We start from the raw sequence: 21,499 nt of genomic DNA on the forward strand, positions 1-21,499 counted from the left end.
ACCCGCAGCCGACCAGCCGACCCGCCGCAGCTGACCCGCCGGCCCGCAGCTGAGCCGCAGCCGGCCCGTCTCGGCGGCGGGCGGTCAGGGGTTCAGCTCGGCGAACGCCATGAGGTAGGCACCCCACCACGCGCCCGCGACGGTGGCGGCCGACAGCACGACCGCCGAGACCCACCGTGGTGCCCGTGCGAGGAGGAACGCGACAGGCACGGCGATCGTGATCGCGGGCAGCAGGAAGCGGGCACGGCAGTTCCAGAATGCGCCGGTCCCCAACGCCGACGCCATCATCACGGCCGTGTAGACGTGCGCAGGCAGCGGGATCGAGCGGATGAACCACGACGCGACCAGCAGTCCGACGCTCGCCACGACGACGACCGCGAGGATCACCGACCACATGGGTTCCTCGCCGGTGAACGCCCGCACCAGCGTGTCCCAGGTGAGCTCACCGCCGTCGAAACCCATGTGCCAGGCGTGGTTCTGAATCCAGAACCACGTGTCGATACGACCGCCCTTCCAGCCGACGTACAGCAGGAACGCCGCCAGTCCGAGCGGTGCGATTGCGGCGGCGACCCACGGACGCCATCCGTCCCTTCTGCGGACGACCGCGATCAGGGCCGCGATTCCGACCGCGGCGACCAGCGCCACGGCCGTACTGCGAGACAGGCCTGCCACCAGCGTCAATCCGCCCGCGGCGAGCCATTGTCGTCGTTCGAGGGCCACGAGCGTCCAGACCGCGAGCGCGACGAACACCGACTCCGAGTAGCCCATCCGCAGCACGATCGCGCCCGGCGCTACCGCCCACAGGACGGCCATCAGGGTACCGACGCGCGGTCCCCCGAGGCGCGTGCCGAACACGTGCAAACCCCACGCGGCCGCTCCACCCGCGATGAGCGACACGAGCAGCAGCCCCGCATGGGCCGGAATTCCGACGAGGACGAAAATCGACGCCAACGCCGGGAGCAGGGGAAAGAACGCGAGACTGACCGGCACGGGGTTGCCGTTCGCATCGACCTCGACGTCCTGCCGGTAGCCGTACTCGGCGATTTCCGCGTACCAGTTGACGTCGTACTGACCCAGCAGCTCGGGCAGCGACGTGCCCGCGCTGTGAGCGACCAGACCGACGACGATGAACGACACGAGCTGGATCGCGTAGAACGCGACGAGCGCGGGCAGGACGGGCTGCAGACTGCGCCACATCCGACGGCGTAGCGGTTCATAGGCCGCCGGCAGGTCACCGGCGGTCGTTTCGGTCATGCGCAACGCCACAGATCATCGGGTCGGACAGGGATTCCGCGGCCATGCTAACTGCCGATACGCTGCCGTTTGCCCGGTTCTCCGATGGAGTGAACCAACACACGCACGGTCCGTGACGGCCGTCTGAAGAGCGTCGGCGCATTTCGTGACCGTGACCGAGGTGCCTGGAGGGGGTGAGAACGCTGGTCGCATCGTGGCGTTCTCAGCCACTCGAAGGTACGGACAAAACGCGCATCTCGTTCGTCGACATGGGCCGGGCCATCGCCGCGTTGCTCGTGGTCTACTCCCACGTCGCCCATCCGTGGGTACAGGAGAAGGGCGAGGACGCACCCGTCATCGGGTTCGTGGAAACGTTCACCAGCGAACCCATGCACATGGCGACACAGGGCATCGGCCAGGTCGCCGTTCCGTTCTTCTTCCTGGTGAGCGGGTTCATCGTCACGCCGATCGCCATCCGCCAGGGCCACCGCAAGTTCGCGGTGAACCGCTTCATCCGCGTGTACGCACCGCTGCTGTTCGTCCTGCTGTTGACGTCGGCGGCCCTGTGGGCCGGCCTGGAACCGCAGTCCACGGGACAGTCGCAGGAGCTGACTCCCTGGACGATGTTCACCAACTGGACCCTGGTGAACTACGTCCTGTATCCGCAGGTCGTCCTCATGCCCGTGGCGTGGACGATGATCATCGAGGTCCTGTTCTACCTCATCCTCCTGGCACTGTTGCCGGTGTTGCGACGTGCCGTGTGGCTCGCGATCGGCATCGAGCTGACGTTCGTGTTCGTCGTGCTCGTGAGCCGCAGCGAACTGAACGAGTCGTGGTCGCTGTTCGCGGTCAACGTCTCGTACCTGCCGATCCTGCTCATCGGTCAGATCGTCTGGGCGACCACCGCGAAGAAGATCCCCCTCTGGGCGGGCGGTGTGTTCGGCGCTCTCGCATGGATGCTGTACGTCTACGCCGACATCATCGACGTCGGACGGATCGACACCTCGTACAACCTCGCGATGTCGATCGCCGTGATGTTCTTCCTCATGGGCTACTTCGCCGAACCGAAACTGCGCCAGTTCCGCTTCTGGACGGCGCTGTCGGAGCGGTCCTATTCGATCTACCTGCTGCATGGCCTCGGCATCTTCGTCACCCTCGGCCTGCTCCGCCCGACCGTGCCGTTCGCCATCGCGCTGCCGATCTCGTTGCTCGTGACGGCCGCGTTGGTGGAGATCAGCTACCGCTGCGTCGAACGCCCGAGCCACGAGTGGGCACGGAACCTCTCGCGACGTGTCGGTGGTCGACGTCCGTCCGCTACCGGCGGGCCACCGTCGAACCTGTCGGCGGCGAACTTGCCGGCGGCCGAAAACGCGACCCCCGACGAACCACCGCATTCGGGCGAACCAGCCCTGCCCGACGGCAGCGGAGTGGAGACCGAAACCGAGACGACGGTCCGCATCCCCACGGTCGACGCCGAGCACACCCGGCACGCACCCGGGGCGACCTTCCGGTCCGAACCCCGGCCGCCGCGGTCACAACCGGCACCTCCCCCGCGCCGCACCCCGGCCGAACCGCGACCGGAACGCCACCCCGAGAACCGACCGGAACGGCGGCCCGAGAACCGACCGCAGCGTCGCCCGGGTCCCGAACGTCGTTCCGAATCCAGTCCAGCTGCCCGTCCCGACACCGGCCGGGCACCGCATCCTGACGGCGCTGCGCGAGGCCCCGCGCCCGGGAGCGTGCCGCCGCCTGCCCGCCCACGTCCGCCCCGTAACGACCCGCCGAACACGGGACCACGGCACTCGCGCTGACCCCGTCGGGACGAAAATCGGCCTTCACCCGTCGGAGACCCAGCCCTCGGAACGACGATGGGGATGTGACGAGCCCACGGATCCAGCCTGATCCGGCGTTGGCGCTGCTCGGGCTGTACGACGACGCGCTCCCGCAGGTGTACGGGTACCTGCTGTCGCGCTGCGGCGACCGGGCGTTGGCCGAGGAGTTGACCTCCGAGACGTTCCTCGGTGCCGTCTCGGCCTGCCGCAAGTCGGGCGCGCCTGAGGTAAGCGTCGGGTGGCTGATCGGCATCGCCCGCCACAAGCTGGCCGACCACTGGCGTGGACAACAACGACGGGAACGCACGCTGCGCGCGGTCCACGATCCACACGGTGAACACGACGATCCCTGGGATGTCGAGTTGGACAAGCTCGTCGCCCGCGACGTCCTCGCCGAACTGGCCACGCACCATCGGGCCGCGTTGACGCTGCGGTACCTGGACGGGTTGAGCGTTCCCGAGGTGGCTCAGCTCCTGGAACGCACCGTCCACGCCACCGAGGCCCTACTCGTTCGGGCACGCACCGCGTTCCGCAAGCAGTACCAGCTCCACACCGGGGAGGAGGGACGATGACCGACGCATCCGATACACCCGATGCATTCGAGGCCCTCCGAACCGACTACGAACCCCTCGCACCGCCGCCGGAGTTCGCCGCGACGCTGCGGCAGCGGCTGTGGCACGTCGTCGCCCGCGAGGGTTCCACCACCACAGAGTCCGGAGGAGGGACTATGAGCAACTCACCCGAGGCCGGCGGCGCTACCCCGGCCGAACCGCACGCGCTGACTCCGTACCTGGTGGTGTCGGATGCCCGGCGGGCGATCGAGTTCTATGTTGCGGTGTTCGGCGCGTCCCGACGCGGCGAACCGATCGTGATGGACGACGGCCGCGTGGGTCACGCCGAGGTCGCCATCGGTGACTCTGTGCTCATGCTGGCCGAGGAGTTCCCGGAGATCGACCACGTCGCGGTGAGCTCCGGTGGGCCTGCCGTCCGCGTGGAGGTCGCCGACGTCGATACCGCCGTGGCGCGGACCGTGGAACTCGGCGGTGAGGCATTCGGCGAGGTCGCCGACGACGGTCACGGCCGCACCGGACGAATCCGCGACCCGTTCGGACAACGGTGGCTCGTGCAGCAGGCACCGCACCGGTCGTCTGCAGGCCGGCCGCGGCCGCGGCACGGCGAGGCCGCGTACTTCACGTTCACCGTCCCGGACGACGAGGCGGCCACCGCTTTCTACGGTGCCGTGTTGGGCTGGCAGTTCGCCGGCGGCGGACGTCCCCGAACGTGGGGCGTGATCGGCAGTGGACTTCCCGACGCGGGCCTCGCCGGCGAGCAGGACTACGCCGGATGGAAGCTGATGTACGCGGTCGACGACCTGGACTCGGCTGTCACACGCGTGCGCACCGCGGGCGGCACCGTGCGGTCGGTGACCGACGAACCGTACGGCCGCGTCGCCGACTGTGTGGACGACCAAGGCGTCGAATTCTGGCTCGCGCAGCTGTGACGTAGGTGCGAAACCGAGGAGGGAGATCGCTGTGGATCTGTACCGGCGCTGGCTCGGAGAGCTCTGGAACGGGCCGTTGACCGATTTGGAGTCGATCGCCCGACGGGTTGTCACCGACGATTTCGTCGGGCACTGGCCGGGACGACCGAAATTCGTCACGGGGCCCGACGAGTTGGCGGCAGTGATCCGCCAGGGCCGCGAGATGTTCGACGACCTCACGTTCGAGGTGGCGATCGGACCGGTCTCGGAAGGAGACCTCGTCACAGCACGGTGGCTGGGCCGCGGTCACTACGAAGGCACGCCGGCGTCCTTTCACGGACACGACATCCTGCGTCGTGACGGCGACCGGTTCGTCGAGTACTGGGTGATCGCCGAGACCCCGTGAGCATGGTGCGCTCTTGCCGTCGCGCCATGGCTCACGGACACCGACTCCCAAGCTCACCAGACGGACTGCCAAGCTCACGGACGTTGCGGCCCCGGGACACGCGAGGTGACCGGCCGCACGTGGTCACCGGCAGTGCGGTCACGCTCGCGCGAGTCACCGGCCGACGGCGTAGCCCTGCATGCCGCGTGCGTTGGCAGCGGCATGCAACATCCCGCTGCCGCACTCGCGTGACACGGCCGACAACCGTCCGAGTGCCCATGGCCCGGCATCGACGACGTCGTGTCCACGTTCGGCCAACGCTGCTCGGGTGTCCTCCCCGACTCGCGATTCGACGACGAGTTCCTTCGGGGTCCACGAACGCGGATAGAACGAGCTCGGGAACGCGGTCGTGTGCCATGCCGGCGCATCGATGGATTCCTGGAGATTCAGACCCGCGCGGACGTGGGCCAGCCAGAAGCAGAGCTGCCACTGGTCCTGCTGGTCGCCGCCGGGCGTGCCGAACGCGACCGTCGGCTCGCCGTCGCGCAGCGCCATCGACGGCGACAACGTGATGCGGGGCCGTTTTCCGGGCGCGAGGGAGTTGGGCAGCCCGTCCTCCAGCCAGAACATCTGCGCACGGGAGTCGAGGCAGAAGCCGAGCTCCGGGATGGTGGGTGAGGACTGCAACCACCCTCCGGACGGCGTCGCCGACACCATGTTGCCCTCGGCGTCCACGACGTCGATGTGCACGGTGTCGCCCCGTGTCGCGCCCCGCCGGTCCACGGTCGGTTCCCCGATCGCTCCGGAACCGGCGGACATGCCACGGGTACGTTCGATCATGCCGGGGATTCGAGCGTCCGCTCCGCCCGGCCGCAAAAGGTCACTGGCCTCGTCGCCGATCAACGCCCGGCGCTCGGCTGCGTACTCACGAGACAACAACCATTCGAGGGGCACGTCGCTCGTGTCGCCGTACCACGCTTCGCGGTCGGCGAACGCCAGTTTGGCTGCCTCCGTCGCGAGGTGGATGGTTCGCGCCGTCGGCACACCGTCCACATACGACAAATCCGCGTCCTCGAGGATGCGCAGCTGCTGCGCCAACACCGGTCCCTGCGTCCAGGCCCCGCACTTGACCAGGCCCCATTCGCCGAAGTCGGTGATCACCGGTTCCTCGTAGGACGCCTGCCACGCGGCGATGTCGTCGCCGGTCAGCAGTCCTGCGTGGTCACGACCGGAATCGTCGCGAAAAGCCTGCGTGCAGAAGGCGTCGATAGCCTCGGCGACGAATCCGTGCGACCACGCTCGCCGCGCCGCGTCGATCTGCTCCTCCCGCCCGGTGACGGATTCAGCCTCCGCGAGCAGACGCTGCCACGTCCGCGCCAGAACCCTGTTGGAGTGCAACGAACCGGACGTGGGTGCGTATCCGCCGGGCAGCCACAGCTGTGCCGACGACGGCCAGTGAGTCGCGAACAGTTCCGATACCGCGTCGATGGTGCTGGTGATCCGGTCCAGTACGGGGATCCCGTTCCACGCGTACGAAATTGCGTACCCGAGGACATCGCGCAGCGACTTGGTGCCGTAGTCGCGCAACAGCAACAGCCACGCGTCCCACGCTCCCGGAACCGTCGCCGCCAACAGACCACTGCCCGGGATGAGGTCCAGACCGAGGTCGTCGAAGTGACCGATGGTCGCCGAAGCCGGTGCCACGCCCTGGCCGCACAACACCTGGGGCCTCTCGCCCGCCGGCGCGAAGATCGCGGGAACCTGCCCGCCAGGTCCGTTCAGGTGCGGCTCGGCAACCTGCAGCACGAAACCCGCCGCAACCGCAGCGTCGAACGCGTTGCCGCCGTTTTCCAGCACCGCCATACCGGCGGACGAGGCGAGCCAGTGCGTCGAGGCGACCATGCCGTGGGTGCCGGCCAGTTCCGGCCTGGTGGTGAACGCGGAGGACTTCACTACAGACACACCATGACCCTACGGGCCGTTATGTCGTTACCTCAACTAACGATCGGCGTGACCCGCTCGACAGCCCGCGGGCGACCGATGCCCTGCCAGCTCAATCCGGCGTCCAGCACCGTGTCCGGGTCGAGCAGGTTACGGGTGTCGAGCACGGTGTCGCCGTGCATCGACTCGGCCATGTAGTGCCAGTCGAGCCGCCGGAACTCCGGCCACTCGGTCAGAACGACAACCGCGTCGGCGCCCTTCGCGGCCCGGTAGGCACTGTCAACGACGAGAATGCCGGGCTGTTCCTCGGCCACCGCCGGGTCGTATGCGGTGACCTCGGCACCGTGCGCACACAGCACGGACGCGACACCGAGGGCCGGCGAGTCCCGCAGGTCGTTCGTGCCTGCCTTGAACGCCAGGCCCAGCAGGCCGATTCGCGCGTCGGCGAGGTTGCCGCCGACCGCCCTGGCGATCTTCGCGATGATCCGCTCGCGCTGCGCCAGGTTCTCCGCGATCGCGGCGTCCAACAGCTCGAACCCGAACCCGGTCGACTCTGACATCCGCAGCAGAGCACTGGTGTCCTTCGGCAGACACGAACCACCCCATCCGGGCCCCGGCTTGAGGAACGAGCGCCCGATACGGCGATCGTGCCCCATGCCTTCCGTGACCGATTCGATGTCCGCGCCGAATCGTTCACACAGCTCGGCGATCGAGTTGACGTACGACAGTTTCATGGCGAGGAAGCAGTTCGCCGCGTACTTCACGAGCTCGGCACTCGCGGCGTCGGTCACCACCGACGGCGCACCCAGCGAGGCGTACAGGTCCGCGATCCACTGCGCGGCACCCGGCGTGTCCGAGCCGACGACGATCCGGTCGGGCCCGAGGAAGTCGTCGACCGCCGTGCCCTCGCGGAGAAACTCCGGGTTCGACACCACGGCGATATCGGACCGCCCCAGCAGCGCACTGATCCGGCGGGTCGTCCCCACCGGCACGGTCGATTTGGTGACCACCGCGCAGTCCGGCGGCAGATGGTCGGCGATCTCGGTGACGACGTCCTCCACGGCCCGCAGGTCGGCCGCCCCGCCGGCGCCCATGGGCGTCGGCACACAGAGGAACACGGCATCCGCGTCACGAACCGCCTCGGCAGCGCCCACCACGAACGACAACGTGCCGCCCGTGAGTCCCCGCGCCACAAGCTCGGCAAGACCCGGCTCGAGGATGTCGACCCGTCCCGCTGACAGCCGTGCGACCTTGACCGTGTCCACGTCCACACAGGTCACCGTGTGCCCGAGGCTGGCCAGGCAGGCTCCCGTGGTGAGGCCGACGTATCCGGTGCCGACCACGACGATCCGCGCAGCGTTCATGGTGGCACGGTCACAGCCGTCGGTGACCTGCGAGCGAACGTGAAGGGAACCAGCAGGCGGACATTCGTCGACGAATCGACCGCGTGACCACGTACGCTCGCTCTGCTCGAAGACGTGCGAGAAGGGACGAGAATGCAGATCAACGACACCGCGGCCATCGTGACGGGCGGAGCCTCCGGGTTGGGCGGTGCCACCGCGAAGGCACTCGCGGCCAAGGGCGCTCACGTGTTCGCGTTCGACCTCGCGGCATCCATCGAGAAGGCCGAACAGGTCGACGGCGTCACCTACGTGGAAGCGGACGTCACCGACGGCGCTGCGCTCCGGCCGGCCGTCGAGCAGGCCTCCTCGAGTGGCATGCCGCTGCGGATCGTCGTCAACTGTGCCGGGATCGGGCCGTCCTCGCGCATCCTGTCCAAGAAGGGCACGCACGATCTCGACCTGTTCCACAAGGTCGTGAACATCAACCTCGCCGGCACGTTCAACGTCATGACGCTCGCCGCCGAGGCGATGGCCCAGACCGAACCGCTCGAGGACGACCAGCGTGGCGTCGTGATCAACACCGCGTCGGTGGCCGCGATCGAAGGCCAGATCGGGCAGATCGCGTACTCGGCGTCGAAGGGCGGCGTCGTCGGGATGACCGTTCCCGCCGCGCGTGACCTCGCCTCGCACGGCATCCGCGTGATGACCATCGCTCCCGGCATCATCGACACTCCGATGCTGGCCACCGTCAGCGAGGAGTTCCGCGCTGGTCTTGCGGCCGGTGTCCCGTTCCCGAAGCGCCTCGGCCGCCCGGACGAGTATGCACAGCTCGCGGTCGACATCGTGGAACACGACTACCTCAACGGTGATGTCATTCGCCTCGATGGCTCACTTCGCATGGCGCCACGCTGACGGTCCGTAGCGTCACCGCCCCCGAAACGTTCTCTTCGTTTCGGGGGCGTCCTTCTTTCCGGCGACGAAAATTGTCGAGAATCCTCCGAACATGCAAGTCGGTTCCAGTACTGCAACAACGCAGCGAACGGGATAGTTCGCGTCATTCCTCGAACATGGGTTTGACGATGCTTTGTGTCGTCGCTACGTTGAAATGGCGAACCGAGGGGGAATCATGACGATCGATGATCTCGTACGCGCCAAGCGCGCGATCAGCCACGCACAAGCCGACTACCTCAGAGCACTGGCGGCATTCGCCGAGCAGAACCCGGAATCGGCCCACAGCACCGCTGAATTGGCCGTGCTATTGAGCGAGTCCGAGCACACCGTGAAACGAGAACTCGACTGGGCTTGGCAACTGACCACGCGACTACCGATGACGATGAACGCACTCTCAGAAGGCGTCATCGACCTGCACAAGGCATCGAAAGTCGCCAACCAGACAAACGTTCTCCAGGATGAAATGGCCAAGGAGGTCGACCGGGTCATCGCCGACAAACTGCGCCACAGGGATGCCGAGGGGATCCGCCGCACGGCATATCGCGCGGTGCAGCGAGTGGATCCCGCCGGGGCCGCGACACGCGCCCGGCAGCGACGCGCCGACCGCAAGGTCACGCTGACCCATCACGACGACGCCATGGCGTCGATGTCGGCATACCTCCCCGCGGAGAAGGCGTCCGCGGCCTATGCCCGAATCGATCGCGCCGCTCGCGCGTTGCAGGACAAGAACGACACGCGCACACTCGACCAACTGCGCGCGGACGTGCTGGCCGACTGGTTGATCGACGAAAGCTCGACGGCAGTGGACGCCTCGCCCAAGGCCGACATCTACGTCCACATCGACTTCGAGACACTCGCGACGCTTCGCGACCGACCCGCGCGGCTGTCCGGCCACGGCCCCGTGCCCGCGGAGATCGCGCGGCAGATCGCCCACAACCCGACATCGACGTGGCGGCGCGTACTCACCGATGCGTCCAACGGCACGCCCGTGGAAGTGAGCAGCACCCGTTACCGGCCGCCGGCTGCCGTCGCCGACTACGTGCGGGTCCGCGACTCCGAGTGCCGCTTCCCCGGTTGTCACCGCCCGGCCGAGTTCTCCGATCTCGACCACGTCCAGCCGTACAGCTGCGACGGCGAGACCTGCGCGGCGAATCTGATCGGGCTGTGCAGGCGGCACCATCTGGTCAAACACACCGAAGGCTGGATGTTCACCCTCGACCCCGACGGCACCCTCCGCATCCGCACTCCGAGCGGGGTCGCCTACACCGGAAAACCCCCACACGACGACACCCTCGAAACACTGCCCGAGAAAATCCGTGCCGCCAAGCGACGCCGCAAGCGCAAACGCTCAACGCGCAAACGCGACGACGGTCATGGACACGATCCGCACGGCCCGACATCCACTACAGATCATCAGTGAAGGGAACCTCGCTCATGGCCCGCTCGCTGATCCATTCCCGCAACGCCTTCGTGGCGAGCACATCGTCCTCGTTGTATGTCAACAGACGGGTGCGCTGCGGCAGCACGGGTTCGGCACCGTCCATGCCCACCGCATCGCGGTACCACCGCATCGACGCCTCTCCGCCCGCTTCCGCGTCCCGCCACGCGAACCCGGCCACCGGGGCGACAACCTTGAGGCCCTTTCCATGCGAACACAGGAACTGATCCGACACACTGCGGAACAGATCGACCCACTCGTCGGAGTCGACGAACGCACGCACGTCCGCCGACGACGGCACCCCCGGAAAGCCCGCGAAACGCTCCGCCGAAGCGAACAACCAGCGGTTCTCGGCCAACGCGTTGTAGCAGTAAGCGCGGAACGACAAGCCCCGTTCGGCGGTGCGCGCCCGGACATCCGACAACCACGCCCAGAACTCCGCGAACGACCGCGCCTCGTCCTCGGTCGGCAACGGATCCCACGTGGCGAAAGCGTGATAGCCGTGCTCCACACCGATATCGGCACCGCTGATCAGGCAGCCCCAGAGGTAGGCCCCGGAATCACCGAAGCTCTCCATGTCGATGTCGACCTCGACGTCGCCACGCGGCACCTGCACCTCACGGACACGCCGAACCATCGTGAGATCGGCCAGCCACGCGCGAGCGAGCGACACCGCGTCCTGGAACGTCACACCGGTCCACTGAATAGGCGGCTCGTCGTGGACATCGAGTGCGGCGAGTTTGTCGACGGTCGCAATGCCGGCCCGGCGCAGCTCCATCGCGTCCTCGCCGCGCACGACGAGGCTCACATCGCGGATGCGGGTCAGCTCGGCCTCGCACGTCGGCCACCACGGACAGCCCTTGCATTCGAGAATCCTCGACGGCTCGGCCAACGGTTCGGCACCCGATGCCGCCGCGCGCGCCACGGCAAGCCGATCGGCGAACCGGTTGTCGTACTCCTCGAGCGCGGTCTTGCCTCCGGGCCACGTGCCGGCTTCGAGGTCGTGCCAGAGCACCACGTCGACGTCCAGGCCGATGACGCCCCCGACCGCCCGGTCCGGCTCGGCGAAGCCGGCGGCCTGGAGCAGTCGGTAAGTGTGCGCGAGCCTCAGCTGGTCCCGCGGGTGAGAACGCACCTTCCTGGCAGGATCCGGCGCGGCGTTTGCCGGGTCGAGATCCGCTACTTCGGTGGTGCGCGCACCCTCCCCGTAGTCGGTGATGCGGTGCCGAACGACCAGTACGGGCACGTAGCCGTCCGAGGTGCGGACGAGCAGCTGGATACCACCGCGGCGGCCGGATTCACGATCCCGGGGAAGCAATGCGCCCCAGATGTAGGCGACGCCTTCCTCCAGCGCGGTCAGGGTGAGGCCGGCACGTTCGGCGGGCGGGAGGTCGGCGGGGACCACGACCCATGACGCACTCGAGGCATCCGGAACGATGCCGTCGTCGTCGACGGCGGTTGTGGCGGCCTGCAGGCGGTCACGAACCTCGGCGCGGTGCGCCTCCGCGTCGGCGATGCGCTGTTCGGACGAAGGATCCGGAGGCGCGAGCGGGGCGCCGGCCATCGTCGGATCGTTGTCGAGGTGCACCCGTCGGCGACACCGGGTCACCACATTTGCGTCGAGTAACACCTCGTCAGCCATAGTGTCACTTTATGAGAAGCCGCCGACACTCCCGGAGGCGACGTGCTCCCGGGCAGTCATGACCAGTAAGTTCTGCGTCAGTTCAGCCGCGATCACGACCAGCACGACCCGGAGGCGAGGAACGGCGATGGCCCGCAAATCTCGTAAGAACGGCCACGACGACACGTTGGCCGAATCCTCGAAGACGAAGGGCACCGAGGAGCACGAGTCGGGACTGACCCCGAAGCGCGCCAAGAACGCCGTGCGGGTCGCGAAGATCGTCATCCCTGCTGTCGGCCCGGCCCTGATCCCGCTCGCCGTGCGCGCGGCCAGCGGTGTCCGCGATGCGTACGACCGGTACCAGGCTCGCAAGATGGGCATTCCCGTCGACCAGCTCGCCGAGTACAGCGGGCACGGCGGAGCCCTGCTGGCCCGGATCTCTGGCGCGGCGGAAGGACTCGCCGAGCTGCGCCATGCACCTCAGGCCACCGACGACGACCTCTCGTTCACGCAGCACGCGCAGGGCACGCTCGAGCAGCTCACAGCCTCGGTGCGCGCGGCCGAACACATGCCCTCAGCTCGGCGGAAGGCGGCGCACAAGGCGGTGTCGTCGGAACTGGACGGAGTGGAGTCCGAGCTGCTGCGCCGCCTCGGCGTGGCCTGAACCCGGCAAGGACCCAGCCCGTAGGGGGCGAGCCTAGTAGGCGCCCGAGCGCGGTAAGAACCCGCTCGGGAAGGCCCGACGAGGCGGCGCAGCAGCCGCTCAGAAGTGACGCGGTGACGGGCCGGGGGCGCCGGCCGAACGGTTCAACGACTCAACCGCTCGGCCGGACGACCAGCAGCGCCGCGCCGGCCAGGTGAGAAGGATCAGTACGGCCGGTCGCCGGCGATGGCCACCCGCTCGGCGACACGCGGGTGCGGCGAGTAGTCGTTCACCGCGTAGTGCTGCGTCGCACGGTTGTCCCAGAAGGCGACGGTGTTCCTCGTCCAGCGGAACCGCACCTGGTATTCGGGCACGTGCGCCTGGGTGAACAGGTAGTGCAGCAGGCGGTCGCTCTCGTCGCGGTCCATGCCGACGATGTGCGTCGTGAACGCCTGGTTGACGAACAGCGTCTTGCGACCGGTCTCCGGGTGGGTACGCACCACGGGGTGTTCCACCGGCGGGAACGTCTCCTGCCAGCGTGCGAGGTAGTCGTGGTCGGAGAACCGGTCGAACCCGGGGATGTAGTCGTGCACCGCGGTGAGCCCGTCGATGCGTTCCTTCACCTCCTCGGGAAGGTTGTCGTAGGCCGCCGCCATGTCGGCCCACATCGTGTCGCCGCCGACGGGCGGAACCTCGACGAGCCGCAACACCGACCCGAGCGCGGGATTGGGGCGGAACGTCACGTCCACGTGCCAGATGTTCTCGAACGCCGGCATCGCCGCGGTGCGCTCGAACCGCGTGACCTCGTCGGAGTCGCCGGTGGGGATGAACGGGTTCGTCTCCAGCTCACCCCAGTTACGGGCGAAGTCACGCTGCTGGGCGGGGGTGATGTCCTGGTCGCGGAAGAAGATCACCTTCCACTCCAGCAGCGCGCGGTTGAGTTCGTCGCGCAGCTCAGGGGTGAGGGGCTGGGACAGATCCACGCCCTCGATCTCGGCGCCGATGATCCGGCCGAGCGGATGCACGGTGAACAGTTCGTAGGGCTTCGACTCCACGCCCTCGGGCAGGCGGCGCAGCGTGCGCGGACCTTCGAGGATTCCGTCGGCGGGCGTACGGGCCGAGCGCAGGGTCGTGCCAGGAGACAATTCGATCGTCATCGAGAAAAATTCCTCCGCTGCTGGGATTTCGGTGTGTCAGCGAACCGGGTCAGCGACCCGACCACGGCGGAGAGCCGAGGCGGCCGCGCCGCAGCAGCAGGGCAACGACACCGGAGTGGTCCCACACAGGAGGCATGACCCGATTATGGGGTCTTCCCGCCCCCGAACAAACCCCTGCTCGGGGCAATGGTTGGTGACGTGCGGAACGAAACAGGGCCCACGGACCGACAACAGCGTCGAGAACGGCCGAAGGACGGCCGACAGAGAAGCGGCGCGGTCCCGCCGAAGGGCGGGCACCGCGCCGCGTGCGCGAACCGTCTCGCATCGCGCCTACGACGGACGTCGATGACAACGACGAGTGCGGGTCAGCTGACGAAGCCCTTCTCGCGCATCCAGTCGTAGGCGACCTTCGACGGGTCGCGCCCGTCGACGTCGACCTGCTTGTTCATCTCGATGATCTCGTCGTTGTTCAGGGCCTTCGCGACGGGCGCGAGGACCTGCTGGATCTCGGGGTGCTCCTCGTAGAAGTCCTTCCGCACGGTCACCGACGCGTTGTACTCGGGGAAGAACTTCTTGTCGTCCTCGAGCACGCGAAGGTTCAGACCCGCGATGCGGCCGTCGGTGGTGAACACCTCGCCGAAGTTGCACGTCCCACCGGCGACCGCCGCGTACACGGCGCCGGTGCCGAACGTCTTCGACGTCGTGACGGGGAAGCCGTACTCCTTCGCGACCCCCGGCATGCCGTCGGGCCTGCTGGCGAACTCCGTCTCCACGCAGAACACCGCTTCCTTCGGGTTCTCCTTGAGGTAGTTCGTCATGTCGGTGGTGGTGCGCAGGTTGTGCTGCTGGGCGAACTTCTCGGTGGTCGCGAACGCGTACGTGTTGTTCACCTGCGAGTACGGCAGCCACACGATGTCGTTCTGTTCGAGGTCGGCCTTGCGCACGGCCTCGTACTGCTGCTGCTCACCGGCCACGGGCTTGTCGTGGCCGAGGTAGGAGAGCCAGGCGGTGCCGGTGTACTCCCACTGCATCTGCAGCTGGCCGTCCTCCATCGCGTACCGCGAGCTGTTCGACCCGGCGATGTTGGTCATGTCGACCGTGTTCGCCCCCGCGGCTTCCAGCGCGATCTGGGCGATGTAGCCGAGCACGATCTGCTCGGTGAAGTCCTTCGACCCCACCGTGACCTCGACGCCTTCCAACGCGGGAACGTGCTTGATCGACCCGGGTTGCACGTCGTAGGGCAGAGCGGCGTTGACGGTCAGCCCGCACGCCGACGTCGTCGCCATCAGCACCGCCGCCCCGAGCACCGACCGAAGCTTCGCGCCGCAGCGCTTCGTGCTCCTCATGACGACAGCCCCTTCGGTCCCAGGTACTCCTCGGCGAGCGCGCCGAGCCAGTCGACGAGCAGCGCGAGCCCGACGGCCAGCACCGCGCCCACCACGAGCACGGAAGGACGGTTCAGCTTGTATCCGGTGTCGACGAGTTCGCCGAGCCCGCCACCGTTGACGAAGAACGCCAGCGTGGCGGTGCCGACGGCGAGCACGAGCGACGTGCGCATCCCGGCGAGGATCAGCGGCAGCGCCAACGGCATCTCGATGCGCATCAGCACCGCACGCGGCGACATGCCGATGCCCTTGGCCGCGTCCACGAGGGCCGGGTCGACCGCCTGGATACCGACGATCGTGTTGCGCAGCACGGGAAGCAGCGAGTAGAAGGCGATCGGCAGCGCCGCGGCCCACAGCCCTTCCCACCCTGTCCACAGGAAGAACAGCACCAGCACACCGAGTGCGGGCGCGGCCTGGCCGATGTTGGCGATGCCGATGAACACCGGTGCCACGGGCTTGGCCCACCGCCGGGTGAGCATCGCGCCCAGCGGCACGGCGACGCCGACCACGATGGCCGTCACGACGACCGTGATCAGCAGGTGTTCCCAGGTCTTCGTCAGCAGCACACCGGTCTGGATGGACTGGGATTCGATCTCGTCGTTGGTCCGGGTGAACGCCCACACGAGGACGGCGCCGACCACCACGACGACGGTCAGCGGCTGCGCGAGCAGCCGTACCCGGTCGGCCTTGCGGGACCCGGACTCGGTGGAGAACCCGGTGACGTCGACGTTGCTCATGACGCGTCCGCCCCGGCCTCGTGTTCCTCGCGGAGCTGGGCCAGCACGTCGGTGACCGTGGTGATGTCGATCATGCCGACGTACTGCCCGCGCGTTCCGGTGACGACGGCGTGGCCGCCCTCGGCCAGGATCGCCTCGAGCGCGTCCTGCAGGGTCGACTGCGTGCTCACGGTGTCGCCGACGGGCCTGCCGAGGCCGGCCAGCGACGTCGCGGTCGGCAGGCTCCGCACGTGGATCCAGCGCTGCGGCCTCCGGCGACCGTCGACGAGCAGCGCGTACGTCTTGCCCGCCTCGGCCATGCGGGTGCGCAGGTCGGCGGGCGATTCGCCCACCTGCGTGGTCAACGCGATGTCGGGGTAGTCGACGTCGCGCACGCGCAGCAGCGTGAGCTGCTTGAGCGAGGCGCCCGCGCCGACGAAGCCGGCGACCATGTCGTTGGCCGGGTTCGCCAGGATCGCCTCCGGGGTGTCGTACTGCTGGATCGACGACTGGTCGCCGAGCACGGCGATGCGGTCACCGAGCTTCACGGCCTCGTCGAAGTCGTGCGTGACGAACACGATCGTCTTGCCGAGGTCGGCCTGCAGGCGCAGCAGTTCGTCCTGCAGGTTGCCGCGGGTGATCGGGTCGACGGCGCCGAACGGCTCGTCCATCAGCAGGACGGGCGGGTCGGCGGCCAGCGCCCTCGCGACCCCGACCCGCTGCTGCTGACCACCGGATAGCTGACGCGGATAGCGGTCGCGGAACTGCGTCGGGTCGAGCCCGACGAGGTCCATCAGTTCCTCGACCCGGTCGGCGATGCGCTTCTTGTTCCAGCCGAGCATGCCCGGCACGACGCCGATGTTCTGCGCGACCGTGAAGTGCGGGAACAGCCCTGCCTGCTGGATGGCGTAGCCGATCTTGCGGCGCAGCTGCACGTCGTCGAGCTTCAGCGCGTCCTCGCCGCCGATGGTGATGCGGCCCGACGAGGGCTCGATCAGCCGGTTGATCATCCGCATCGTCGTGGTCTTCCCGCAGCCCGACGGACCCACGAAGATGACGATCTTCCCCGCGGGGATCGTCATGGTGAAGTCCTTCACCGCCGGTTCGGCCGACCCCGGGTAACGCTTGGTGACCCCCTCCAGCTGGATCTCGACGCCGGAGACGCCGTCGTTGCCGGTGGTGTCGGTCAGATCGTTGGTGTCAGCCACGGATACCTCTCGAAACGGTGAAGCGGGCGATCAGGAAGTACACGCCCTCGAGCAGCAGAGCGAGGATGACGACGCCGAGCGTCCCCGCGAGCGCCTGGTTGGTGGCGTTGGCGCTGCCCGCCCTGGTCAGACCGGAGAACACCTCGCCGCCGAGGCCGGGCCCCTTGGCGTAGGCGGCGATGACGGCGATCCCCATCAACATCTGCGTCGCCACCCGCATGCCGGCGAGGATCGCCGGCCAGGCCAGGCGCAGTTCGACCCTGGCCAGCACGGCGAACCGGTTCATCCCGATGCCCTTGGCCGCGTCGGTCACGGCCGGATCGACTCCGGCGAGGCCGACGATCGTGTTCCGCGTGATCGGCAGCAGCGCGTACAGGACGAGCGCGATGACCGCGGGCGTCGGGCCGAGGCCGAACACCGGGATCAGCAGGCCGAGCAGCGCGAAGGACGGGATGGTGAGGATGGTGCTGGCCAGGGCGGTGGCGACGGCGGAGCCGATCGGGCTGCGGTACACCGCGATGCCGATCAACACGCCGACCACCGCCGCCAGCAGCGTGGCCTGCACGACCTCGCTGACGTGCAACCACGACTGCAACGCGAGCCGATCCCACCGATCGGCGACGTAGTCGAACAGATTCACCGGCGCCGCGCCCTCAGCCCTCGCCTGCGTGCACGCCGCTCCTCACTCCGTTCGTCGTGGATCTCCTCGAGAGATCGACGCATCTCGTCCTCCTTCAGAATGAGCGGGTCACGCCGCAGATCCATCCACACCGCGACGCACAAACCGATCATGACGAAGACGAATGGTACTGCTATCAGAATCGTCAAATTCTGCAAACCCGACAAAGCGTCCTCACCACCGACGATGAGCATCACGGCGGCGACAGCGCCCATGACGACGCCCCAGAAGATCACGATCCCCTTCTTGGGCTCGACCGAACCGCGCTGGGACAGCGTTCCCATCACCACCGACGCCGCGTCGGCACCCGAGACGAAGAAGATCGAGACCAGGATCATCACGATGATCGCGGCGGGCAGGAACCACGGCAGATTCTCGAGCATCGTGAACGTCGCGGCCTCGCTCGAACCCGTTCCCGCGATGTCGATGCCGTCCTTGGCCTGCATGTCCATGGCCGCGCCGCCGAAGATCGCGAACCAGATGAGGCTCACCACACTGGGCACGGCGATGACGCCGATGATGAACTGCCGAATTGTCCGCCCACGCGAAATACGCGCGATGAACATGCCCACGAAGGGCGTCCAGGAAATCCACCAGGCCCAGTAGAAGATCGTCCAGCTCGAGAGCCAATCCTGCATGGCCTGGCCGCCGGTGGCACCGGTGCGGCCCGCCATCTCGGGCAGTTCACGGACGTAGTCGCCGATGGCGCCCGGCACCAGGTTGAGGATCATCACGGTCGGGCCGACGACGAGGATGAACACCGCGAGCACGGCGGCCAGCACCATGTTGATGTTGGACAGCCACTGGATGCCCTTCGCCACACCCGACACCGCGGAGGCGATGAAGCACACGGTCAGGACCGCGATGAGGCCCACGAGCAGACCCGAGCCGGGCTCGTCGATCCAGCCGACCGCGCTGAGACCACCGCCGACCTGGAGCGCACCGAGGCCGAGCGAAGCCGCGGACCCGAACAGCGTGGCGAAGATCGCCATGACGTCGATGGCCTTGCCGAGCGGGCCGTCGGTGTGCCGCTGGCCGAGCAGCGGCCAGAAGACCGAGCTGATGAGCTGGCTGCGGCCGCGCCGGAACGCGCTGTAGGCGATGGCGAGACCGACGACGGCGTAGATCGCCCACGGGTGCACGGTCCAGTGGAACAACGTGGTCGCCATCGCGGTGTGAATCGCCTGATCCGAATTGGGCGGAATGCCCGTTCCGGGTGGCGGTTCGGCGAGGAAGGACACCGGTTCGAACACGCCGAAGAACATCAATCCGATGCCCATTCCCGCACTGAACATCATGGCGACCCACGACGATGTGCGGAATTCCGGTTTTTCGTTGTCCTGTCCGAGTTTGATACGGCCGTATCGACTGATCGCCAGACCGATCGCGAACACGACGAAGCCACTGGCGGTGAGCACGAAGATCCAGCCGCCGAACGGGATCACCGCGTCGTAGAGGAGGGTCTCCGACACCGTGAGCAGGTTCTCGGGCAGCGCGACGCCCCAGACGATGATCGCCAGCGCCAGCAGCGCTGCCACGATGAACACCGGCCGGTCGGTCACGGCCTCTCTGTCCGCGGCCGACACCTCGGGGGTGTCCACCATGGGCCCTGCGGCCCCGGTCGCCTCGGGCGGATTCGCCTCGTCATGGCGGACTTCGCCGCCACCTGCACCGTCGTCACTCACTGCACCGGTCGCCTCGGGCGGATTCGCCTCGTCATGGCGGACTTCGCCGCCACCTGCACCGTCGTCACTCACTGCACCGGTCGCCTTGTCGGAATCGGGTTCTGTGGACATAACCACGCGCCGCGCTCACGGCGCGTTCTCCTTTCGCTGTCACCATTTCGACCGTCTACGCCCGTTCGGGTTAACACCTTAGAGGGTTCGCGAAAAATCGCGGATGGATCCCGGGCGTGCGTCACAGCCGCGGGACCACTCGGCAACCGTTCCCCATGTCGACTCGAACATCAACTGTTTCGGGCTTTCTCCCTGAATCTTTCCCGCTCCGGTTCCGGCATCCGGGACCAAACTGGACGGAACTTCCGCGTCTCATAAGCTGTGGGCGTGCGCGCGCCGCGGTCCTCAGGTCGGGGCATGCCTCGGTCCCGGGGCATGCCCGGCCGGGTGATGCCCCTCTGCCGCGGGGTGCTGCTGGCTGGCCTGTCGGCGGCACTCTCCGTGACGGCTCACGGCACCGCGGGCGGCGGACTGCCGCATCCGGGCGTCACCGTCGTGCTGGCCTCGCTGATCGGGTGGATCGCGACGGCGACCGCCCACCGGGCGCAGGGCACCCGCGGCATCCTGCTCGTCCTGGGCACCGGCCAGCTGGCCACCCACGCGCTGCTGACCCTGCTGTCGGGCCACGGCGGCGAAGGGCCCGCCATGGTGGCGGGACACGCACTCGCCACGGCCGCGACCGCGGTCGTACTGGCCCGCGCCGAGGAGATGCTCGCCGCTGCGGCGGCCGCCACGAGGTGGCTGTGGCGTCCGGTGACGATCCTCGTCACCCTGCCGGCCCTTCCGAGCTCCCCCGCGCCCGCTCCACTGGCCTTGCCCACGGCCGCGACGGTCGTCACCGACGTGCTTCTGCGGCGGGTGCACGGCAGACGCGGTCCGCCCGTTCGCTCCTGACCCCGCATGCCCACCCGCTCGCGCCCGCGAGCGGTCCGGACCACATCGCCCGCTCAGTGGGCGATCGCACGCACATCAGGAGTCATCCAGCATGTCGACCCATCGATTCCCCACCCTCGCCGCGCGCGGTGGCGCCGTCGCGGCCGCGCTCGGGCTGACGCTCGCCGCAGGCGCGGGCGTGGCCTCCGCGCACGTCACCGCCAACGTCTACGGCGACGCCCCCGAGAAGGGCGGGTACGGCGCGATCACCCTGCGCGTCCCCAATGAGGAGGAGCAGGCGGGCACCACGAAGATCGAGGTGACCGTCCCCGCCGAGTACAAGATCAGCAGCGCGCGCACGAAGCCGGTGCCCGGCTGGGACGCGACGGTCGAGAAGAACGGCTCGGACGTGGTCACGAAAGTCACCTGGACCGCGTCCGACGGCAACGAGATCCCCGCGGGCCTGGACTCCTACCAGGAATTCGACCTGCAGCTCGGCGCGCTGCCCGCCGACGCCGACACGATCATGCTGCCCACGAAACAGACCTACTCCGACGGCACGGTGTCGAACTGGAACCAGCCCCAGTCCGGCGACGCCGAGCCCGAACACCCGGCGCCCGTGGTCGAGCTGGCCGCCGCGTCGGGCGGGCACTCCCACGGCGCAGGCGGTTCCCACGGTGCGCACGGTTCGGGCGAGTCGGCAGAGGGCGGTCACGGGGGCTCCGGTGACAACGCCGAGGCCGCCGCGAACGCGACCGACGACACGGCTCGGTGGCTCGGCGGAGCAGGCCTGCTGGTCGGCGCACTGGGCGTCGGGGTCGGCGCGGGTGCGACCCTGCGCGCCCGCAAGGCGGGAAAGGCGGACTCGTGACGGCACG

At 68.2% G+C, this 21,499-nt stretch carries 19 protein-coding genes; 9 read left to right on the forward strand and 10 right to left on the reverse strand.

What is annotated here, in order from left to right; genetic code table 11:
* Positions 1-84 precede the first annotated feature (84 nt).
* On the reverse strand, positions 85-1,254 hold the full coding sequence (locus IF64_RS0101310; RefSeq protein WP_145600552.1) for a glycosyltransferase family protein: 1,170 nt from the start codon (positions 1,252-1,254) through the stop codon (positions 85-87).
* Between the two features lie 173 nt (positions 1,255-1,427).
* Between IF64_RS0101310 and IF64_RS0101315 the strand changes: the two genes are divergently transcribed.
* The 4 genes from IF64_RS0101315 (at position 1,428) to IF64_RS0101330 (ending at position 4,951) form a co-directional block, all read left to right on the forward strand.
* Positions 1,428-3,044 (forward strand): acyltransferase family protein, encoded by a 1,617-nt coding sequence (locus IF64_RS0101315; RefSeq protein WP_051757366.1) that lies wholly within the window; start codon positions 1,428-1,430, stop codon positions 3,042-3,044.
* A 65-nt stretch (positions 3,045-3,109) separates the two neighbouring features.
* Positions 3,110-3,637 carry an RNA polymerase sigma factor gene (locus tag IF64_RS0101320; RefSeq protein ID WP_030530111.1) on the forward strand — a complete coding sequence of 176 codons (528 nt, stop codon included), beginning with the start codon at positions 3,110-3,112 and terminating at the stop codon, positions 3,635-3,637.
* Positions 3,634-4,566 carry a VOC family protein gene (locus IF64_RS0101325; RefSeq protein ID WP_030530112.1) on the forward strand — a complete coding sequence of 311 codons (933 nt, stop codon included), beginning with the start codon at positions 3,634-3,636 and terminating at the stop codon, positions 4,564-4,566. The genes IF64_RS0101320 and IF64_RS0101325 overlap by 4 nt, the downstream gene beginning before the upstream one ends.
* A 31-nt stretch (positions 4,567-4,597) precedes the next feature.
* Positions 4,598-4,951 carry an ester cyclase gene (locus IF64_RS0101330; RefSeq protein ID WP_030530113.1) on the forward strand — a complete coding sequence of 118 codons (354 nt, stop codon included), beginning with the start codon at positions 4,598-4,600 and terminating at the stop codon, positions 4,949-4,951.
* Between the two features lie 153 nt (positions 4,952-5,104).
* Here the strand turns inward: IF64_RS0101330 and IF64_RS0101335 are convergent, their stop codons facing one another.
* Both IF64_RS0101335 and IF64_RS0101340 read right to left on the reverse strand, forming a co-directional pair.
* On the reverse strand, positions 5,105-6,832 hold the full coding sequence (locus tag IF64_RS0101335; RefSeq protein ID WP_051757407.1) for a gamma-glutamyltransferase family protein: 1,728 nt from the start codon (positions 6,830-6,832) through the stop codon (positions 5,105-5,107).
* Between the two features lie 92 nt (positions 6,833-6,924).
* Positions 6,925-8,235, reverse strand: coding sequence for a UDP-glucose dehydrogenase family protein (locus tag IF64_RS0101340; protein ID WP_051757367.1), 1,311 nt, complete (start codon positions 8,233-8,235; stop codon positions 6,925-6,927).
* A gap of 132 nt (positions 8,236-8,367) precedes the next feature.
* Here IF64_RS0101340 and IF64_RS0101345 point away from each other — a divergent pair, with 132 nt between their 5' ends.
* Positions 8,368-9,126, forward strand: a complete 759-nt coding sequence (locus IF64_RS0101345; RefSeq protein WP_030530116.1) for an SDR family NAD(P)-dependent oxidoreductase — start codon at positions 8,368-8,370, stop codon at positions 9,124-9,126.
* 214 nt (positions 9,127-9,340) lie between these two features.
* Positions 9,341-10,585 carry an HNH endonuclease signature motif containing protein gene (locus IF64_RS0101350; RefSeq protein WP_051757368.1) on the forward strand — a complete coding sequence of 415 codons (1,245 nt, stop codon included), beginning with the start codon at positions 9,341-9,343 and terminating at the stop codon, positions 10,583-10,585.
* On the opposite strand, the gene IF64_RS0101355 is transcribed toward IF64_RS0101350, so the two are convergent.
* On the reverse strand, positions 10,569-12,245 hold the full coding sequence (locus IF64_RS0101355) for a TM0106 family RecB-like putative nuclease (RefSeq protein WP_030530118.1): 1,677 nt from the start codon (positions 12,243-12,245) through the stop codon (positions 10,569-10,571). The two genes, IF64_RS0101350 and IF64_RS0101355, sit on opposite strands and share 17 nt — an antisense overlap.
* A 58-nt stretch (positions 12,246-12,303) precedes the next feature.
* Between IF64_RS0101355 and IF64_RS0101365 the strand changes: the two genes are divergently transcribed.
* Positions 12,304-12,888, forward strand: a complete 585-nt coding sequence (locus IF64_RS0101365; RefSeq protein WP_281292264.1) for a DUF6474 family protein — start codon at positions 12,304-12,306, stop codon at positions 12,886-12,888.
* A gap of 203 nt (positions 12,889-13,091) precedes the next feature.
* Here the strand turns inward: IF64_RS0101365 and IF64_RS0101370 are convergent, their stop codons facing one another.
* The 6 genes from IF64_RS0101370 to IF64_RS0101395 form a co-directional block, all read right to left on the reverse strand.
* A complete protein-coding gene (locus IF64_RS0101370) occupies positions 13,092-14,024 on the reverse strand; it encodes a TauD/TfdA dioxygenase family protein (RefSeq protein ID WP_030530120.1) in 933 nt (310 codons plus the stop codon).
* 365 nt (positions 14,025-14,389) lie between these two features.
* Complete coding sequence (locus tag IF64_RS0101375) at positions 14,390-15,370, reverse strand: glycine betaine ABC transporter substrate-binding protein (RefSeq protein ID WP_030530121.1); 981 nt, start codon at positions 15,368-15,370, stop codon at positions 14,390-14,392.
* Positions 15,367-16,146, reverse strand: a complete 780-nt coding sequence (locus tag IF64_RS0101380; protein ID WP_030530122.1) for an ABC transporter permease — start codon at positions 16,144-16,146, stop codon at positions 15,367-15,369. The genes IF64_RS0101375 and IF64_RS0101380 overlap by 4 nt, the downstream gene beginning before the upstream one ends.
* The gene (locus IF64_RS0101385; RefSeq protein ID WP_246134816.1) at positions 16,143-17,333 is read right to left on the reverse strand and encodes an ABC transporter ATP-binding protein; all 1,191 of its coding nucleotides are present in this window, start codon (positions 17,331-17,333) and stop codon (positions 16,143-16,145) included. Before IF64_RS0101385 ends, IF64_RS0101380 begins: the two co-directional genes overlap by 4 nt.
* A complete protein-coding gene (locus IF64_RS0101390) occupies positions 17,326-17,973 on the reverse strand; it encodes an ABC transporter permease (RefSeq protein WP_030530124.1) in 648 nt (215 codons plus the stop codon). Before IF64_RS0101390 ends, IF64_RS0101385 begins: the two co-directional genes overlap by 8 nt.
* A complete protein-coding gene (locus IF64_RS0101395; RefSeq protein WP_051757408.1) occupies positions 17,970-19,616 on the reverse strand; it encodes a BCCT family transporter in 1,647 nt (548 codons plus the stop codon). The genes IF64_RS0101390 and IF64_RS0101395 overlap by 4 nt, the downstream gene beginning before the upstream one ends.
* Before the next feature lie 489 nt (positions 19,617-20,105).
* On the opposite strand from IF64_RS0101395, the gene IF64_RS0101400 reads away from it, so the two are divergent.
* Complete coding sequence (locus tag IF64_RS0101400) at positions 20,106-20,642, forward strand: hypothetical protein (RefSeq protein ID WP_030530126.1); 537 nt, start codon at positions 20,106-20,108, stop codon at positions 20,640-20,642.
* Positions 20,643-20,733: 91 nt separating this feature from the next.
* Positions 20,734-21,492, forward strand: coding sequence for a YcnI family copper-binding membrane protein (locus tag IF64_RS0101405; protein ID WP_030530127.1), 759 nt, complete (start codon positions 20,734-20,736; stop codon positions 21,490-21,492).
* Positions 21,493-21,499 lie beyond the last annotated feature (7 nt).

It is taken from the genome of Prauserella rugosa (genome assembly GCF_000719975.1).
Lineage (GTDB): Bacteria > Actinomycetota > Actinomycetes > Mycobacteriales > Pseudonocardiaceae > Prauserella > Prauserella rugosa.